Annotated in this window: 3 protein-coding genes; all 3 read right to left on the bottom strand. The window is 47.9% G+C overall.

Going from position 1 to position 6,006, the window contains the following annotated elements:
- Positions 1-305: 305 nt before the first annotated feature.
- A complete protein-coding gene (locus tag NOM72_RS14310; protein WP_255999378.1) occupies positions 306-1,349 on the bottom strand; it encodes an HD-GYP domain-containing protein in 1,044 nt (347 codons plus the stop codon).
- A 101-nt stretch (positions 1,350-1,450) separates the two neighbouring features.
- The gene (gyrA, locus tag NOM72_RS14305; RefSeq protein WP_023469868.1) at positions 1,451-4,063 is read right to left on the bottom strand and encodes a DNA gyrase subunit A; all 2,613 of its coding nucleotides are present in this window, start codon (positions 4,061-4,063) and stop codon (positions 1,451-1,453) included.
- 27 nt (positions 4,064-4,090) lie between these two features.
- Entirely contained in the window at positions 4,091-6,004 is a 1,914-nt protein-coding gene (gene gyrB, locus NOM72_RS14300) for a DNA topoisomerase (ATP-hydrolyzing) subunit B (RefSeq protein WP_200864062.1), read from the bottom strand.
- Positions 6,005-6,006: the final 2 nt, after the last annotated feature.

The raw sequence follows: 6,006 nt of genomic DNA, 5'->3' as shown, positions 1-6,006 counted from the left end.
CGAAGCTTGCGCTTCATTCGTTTTTGTATTCCGTAGAATACGATTTTTGCCTCATCGTTCAGTTTTCAAAGTTCGTCCGCGCCTGTTTTGGCGACTCAATTAGAATACCAAGTTTGAAACAAGAAGTCAACAACTTTTTTGAAATTGTTTTTTTGTTTGTTTCAAGCGCTTGTCATTGTTAAGGACATGTAATAATATATCATGCGTTTTATTATTGTGCAACACTTATTTTAAAATTGTTTTTAAAATCATGAACAAGCCTCTTGAACCTTACGATTCCGGCTCAAGAGGCTACGTATTTCCTATTAATCCATCAACTGAATGATGCTATGTTGCCGTTCTTCCATTAAATCAATGACTATCATCCGTCCTTGTTCTTCATATGAAATAACAGGTCGATCAAAAATTGTATTCTTTCGAACGATCGTTGCAATCTTTCCATTACTCATCAGGACACGATCACCGACTTCGATTGGTAAAAGTAACTGTCCGAGCAATAGGACATACTTCGAGCAATATTGCATCGGTCGTGCTTTTAAATGACGGTATGCATCAAACGGTGTATATGCTTCTCGATATGGACGCCAACTTGTCATCGCAGCAAAGACATCTGCCACAATAAAAAGTCGACTATGATCCGTAATCTTATCTCCCTTTACCTTTAAAGGATAACCCGTTCCATCTAGTCGTTCATGATGTTGAACAATCAAGCGATTGACCGTATCTGAAATGATCGTCTCCTTTTGCAATGCTTGATATGCCATTGCGGGGTGCCGGTGGAAGATTTCTTGTTGCATTGCTTCATAGCGTTTCGTATGACGCCATTCCATGATTCGCGCGAGACCGTAGTCAGCAAAATAAGAAGCTGTCCATAACTCATGGATTAATTTCCGATCTTTTCCGACTGCTTCAGCAAGCATTTGCGCAATTGCCCCTCGATAGATGGCATGTCGAACGGTATAAGCTTCCGTTCCTCGCTCGAGGAAGAATGGTAAGACATCTTGTCTCGTAATCCGTTCTGGAACGGACTGTTTGACCCAGCTCAATGCTTCATACACATTCGGCTTTATTCCCTGTTCCCATGACATGAAGACTTTATTGTAAGAACGAATGAATGCTTCAAACGGATTTTCTGTATGAGCCGCTACGGTTTCAGTTTGCGCCTCCTCGCTCTCGATTAAATCCGGTCGATCTTCGATGACGACTTCTTTAATCAAAAATCGTTGAATCCGCCGTAACTCATCCGTTTCTATCTTTTTACCTGCTTCTACGATTGGATGATCTGTATGTAAATAGATGGGTTCCGTTAAACGATCCCCGATGCGTAATTGATTACTTGCCACTCGCATATCGTTTCGTCTCCTTTTTTATTTTATTTTCTTTCTATCTATATATGTAGATAAAAGCAGCAGAGTAGTATCACTCTGCTGCTTCCTTGCTGATGTCTTACTTACTCTTCCGCTTCTTCTGAAGCATCCGATTCGACTACATTCTCTTCAGACACGATATCAGTGTCTTCTTCCATTTCATCAGTCTCTTCGCGTTTCAGTTTGGCAACCGTTGCAACACGGTCACCTTCTTCAATTCGAATGACCTTCACCCCTTGGGTATTCCGGCCGACACGTGAGATGTATTGCGAGTCTGTCCGAATGACGATCCCGCTCTCTGTCATGATCATGATGTCATCATCGACATCAACGATTCGCATGGCAACGATTTGACCGACGCGTTCTGTCACCTTACTCGCGATCAATCCTTTACCACCACGAGACTGGCTACGGAACTCGGTCATCGGTGTCCGTTTACCGAATCCTTTTTCCGTAATGACAAGAACATCTTGGGCATCACGTGCAAGTTCCATCCCGACGACGAAATCGTCTGGACGTAACGTCATCGCTTTGACACCACGAGCGCCACGTCCCATCGAGCGGACATTCGTGATTGGGAAACGAATCGCTTTCCCACTTGTTGAAACAGCAAAGACTTCATCGTCCGTCGATGCGAGACGAACCGATGTCAACTCGTCGTCTTCAAACAATCGAATCGCGATCAAACCGTTTTTGTTGATCCGTGCGTACGCAGACAACGGTGAACGTTTGACGCGTCCTTTACGTGTCATGAAGATCAATGATTTTTGCTCATCTTGAACGACTTCTTCCGTTTCGAGCGTTTCTTCCGTCTCTTCAATCTCTCCCTCAATCACCTCGACAGGTGCTTCAGTTGCTTGTTGCTCCTCGAGATAACGTTTGAAGTTGACTGGAATCATCGTCTCGACCTTTTCGTCGCGTTCGATTTGGATGAGGTTGATGATCGGTACACCTTTTGATGTCCGGCTCATCTCCGGTACTTCATATCCACGAATCCGGTAGACTTTTCCGCGGTTCGTAAAGAATAGGATCGTATCATGAGTCGAACAAGATAAGAGACGCGTGACGTAATCCTCGTCATTCGTTCCGATTCCTTGAACCCCACGTCCGCCGCGGCGTTGTGTCCGGTACGAATCCGTCGTCATCCGTTTGATATAGCCACTGCTTGTCAACGTGATGATGATATCCTGTTCCGGAATCAAATCTTCGTCTTCGAATTCGATGTGGTCCATGCGGATTTCCGTCCGACGTTCGTCGTTGAAACGTTCTTTCAACTCCTCGAGCTCTGTCCGGATTAAATCAAGCAAGACTTCCTCACTCGCAAGGATGCGGTTCAGTTCCGCGATCAATTGCATGATTTCGTCATACTCTGCTTCGATCTTCTCCCGTTCAAGACCTGTCAGGCGTTGCAAGCGCATATCAAGAATCGCTTGTGATTGTTTCTCGGATAACGCAAAACGCTCCATCAACTGTTCACGTGCTGCGTCTGCTGTCCGGTTCCCGCGGATGATTTGAATGACTTCATCCAAATGATCGAGTGCAATCCGTAGACCAGCGAGTAAGTGTTCACGTGCTTCTGCTTTTTCGAGATCGAACTGTGTCCGACGACGCACGATTTCTTTTTGATGCTCGAGGTAATGATAAAGCATTTCCTTGAGCGTCAATGTTTTCGGACGTCCGCCGACGATCGCAAGCATATTGACACCAAACGTCGTTTGCATCGACGTCTGTTTATACAAGTTGTTTAAGATGACGCTCGCATTGGCGTCACGACGGATTTCCATGACGATGCGCATACCGCGGCGATCTGACTCATCTCGTAAATCGGTGATACCTTCGATCTTTTTCTCGCGAACGAGATCGGCAATCTTTTCAACGAGGCGGGCTTTGTTGACCTGATAAGGAAGCTCCGTCACGATGATCCGTTCCCGGTCTTTCTTCGTCTGTTCGATTTCTGCTTTCGCACGGACGATGATTGAGCCACGTCCTGTCTCATAAGCGCGACGAATCCCACTCCGACCAAGAATTTCACCAGCTGTCGGGAAATCAGGTCCCGGAATGTGCTGCATCAGTTCTTGGATCGTGATTTCTGGATCGTGCGACAAGGCTAAGACACCATCGATGACTTCGCCAAGCTGATGTGGTGGAATGTTTGTTGCCATCCCGACCGCGATCCCGCTCGAACCGTTGACGAGTAAGTTCGGGAAGCGCGACGGTAAGACTTCCGGTTCGCGTTCCGAACCATCGTAGTTATCTTTGAAATCGACTGTGTTTTTGTTGATATCGCGAACGATCTCCATCGCGATTTTTGACATACGGGCTTCCGTATATCGCATCGCTGCCGCTGAGTCCCCATCGACAGACCCGAAGTTTCCGTGTCCATCGACGAGTTCGTAACGGTAGCTGAAGTCTTGCGCCATGCGGACCATCGTGTCATAGACGGCAGAATCCCCGTGCGGGTGATACTTACCGATGACTTCCCCGACGATACGGGCAGACTTTTTATGTGGTTTATCGGCACGAATACCGAGGTCGTTCATAGCATAGAGAATCCGGCGGTGTCCGGGTTTTAAGCCGTCCCGTACGTCCGGAAGAGCACGTGCGACGATGACGCTCATCGCGTAGTCCATGAAGGACGTACGCATCTCTTGACTGATATTAATATCCTTGATGATTCCGTGATTTTGTTCGGACATGCTTCTGGCCACCCTCTCTGTTCAGCGTTAAATATCCAGGTTCTTGACGTAATGTGCGTGTGATTGAATGAAGTCGCGTCGTGGTTCGACTTGATCTCCCATCAAGATATCAAAGACTTCATCTGCTTCGATCGCATCTTGAAGCTCGACACGTAACATTTGACGACCACTTGGATCCATCGTCGTTTCCCAAAGTTGCTCTGGATCCATCTCCCCAAGACCTTTGTAGCGCTGAATGTCGTACCGTGCGTTTTCAGGAAGCGCTGCAAGCGCCTCTGTCAATTCACGTTCGTTATGCACGTACGTGATGTTCTTCCCTTGTTTGATCCCGTATAGCGGTGGCTGAGCAATATAGACATACCCATGCTCGACAAGCGGACGCATGTAACGGTAGAAGAACGTCAACAAGAGTGTCCGGATGTGGGCACCATCGACATCGGCATCGGTCATGATGATGACTTTGTGATAGCGTGCTTTTTCAATATTGAACTCAGAACCGATACTTGTTCCGAGTGCTGTGATGATCGTCCGAATCTCATTGCTTCCGAGAATCTTATCGAGACGTGCTTTCTCCACGTTCAAGATTTTACCGCGAATCGGTAAGATGGCTTGGAAATGACGATCACGTCCAGATTTCGCCGAACCACCCGCTGAGTCACCCTCAACGATGTACAATTCGGAAATCGAGGCATCACGTGACGAACAGTCGGCCAGTTTACCTGGAAGCGAGCTCACTTCGAGAACACCTTTACGGCGTGTCAGTTCACGGGCGCGTTTCGCTGCCATCCGGGCGCGTGACGCCATCATCCCTTTTTCGACGATTGCGCGTGCATTCGTTGGGTTTTCGAGCATGAACTGCTCAAATGCACCAGAGAAAAGTGAATCCGTAACCGTACGCGCGTCGGAGTTCCCGAGTTTCGTTTTCGTCTGACCTTCGAACTGTGGGTTCGGGTGTTTGACGGAAACGATCGCGGTCATTCCTTCACGCACGTCCTCACCGGATAACGTGCCGTCTGCATCCTTCATCAAACCGAACTTCTTTGCGTAGTCATTGATGACCCGTGTCAAAGCCGTCTTGAAGCCCGTCTCATGCGTACCACCCTCATGCGTCGGGATATTGTTCGTGAACGAGTAGATGTTTGACGCAAATCCGTCGTTATACTGAAGTGCGACTTCGACTTCGATGCCGTCTTTTGTACCGTGTACATAAACGGGTTCCGCATGAACGACTTCTTTTGAACGGTTCAAGTGTTCGACGTAGGACTTGATCCCACCTTCGTAGTGGAAGCTACGCGTCATCGGCTCATCCGCACGATCGTCCGTGATGATGATCTTCAAGCCTTTGTTCAAGAAAGCAAGTTCCCGCAGGCGTGTCGCTAGCAAATCATAGTCATACTCGAGCGTCTCTTGGAAAATCTCACCGTCTGGGAAGAAACGAATCGTCGTTCCTGTCTCTTCTGATGTTCCGATGACTTCGAGATCTTGCGCTGGTACACCGCGATGATACGCTTGGTAATACAGCTTCTCGTTCCGTTTGACGAATACTTCAAGTTTCGTCGACAGGGCGTTAACGACCGAAGCCCCAACACCGTGTAGTCCACCCGATACTTTATATCCGCCGCCGCCGAACTTACCACCGGCGTGGAGGACTGTCAGGATGACCTCAACGGCAGGACGACCCATCTTCTCTTGAATGTCGACTGGAATACCGCGTCCATTATCCTCGACTAAGATCGAGTTCCCTGGTTCGATCGTCACCTTGATCGTGTCACAGTACCCTGCGAGCGCCTCATCGATCGAGTTATCGACGATCTCCCATACGAGGTGATGGAGACCCTTTGATGCCGTCGAGCCGATATACATCCCTGGACGTTTACGTACTGCTTCTAATCCTTCAAGTACTTGAATCTGATCGGCACCGTACCCTTGTTCCAATTCCATAT

Origin of the sequence: Exiguobacterium sp. LL15 (genome assembly GCF_024436095.1) — a bacterium.
GTDB classification, from domain to species: domain Bacteria; phylum Bacillota; class Bacilli; order Exiguobacteriales; family Exiguobacteriaceae; genus Exiguobacterium_A; species Exiguobacterium_A indicum.
This window is presented reverse-complemented; position numbering and strand designations above follow the sequence as displayed.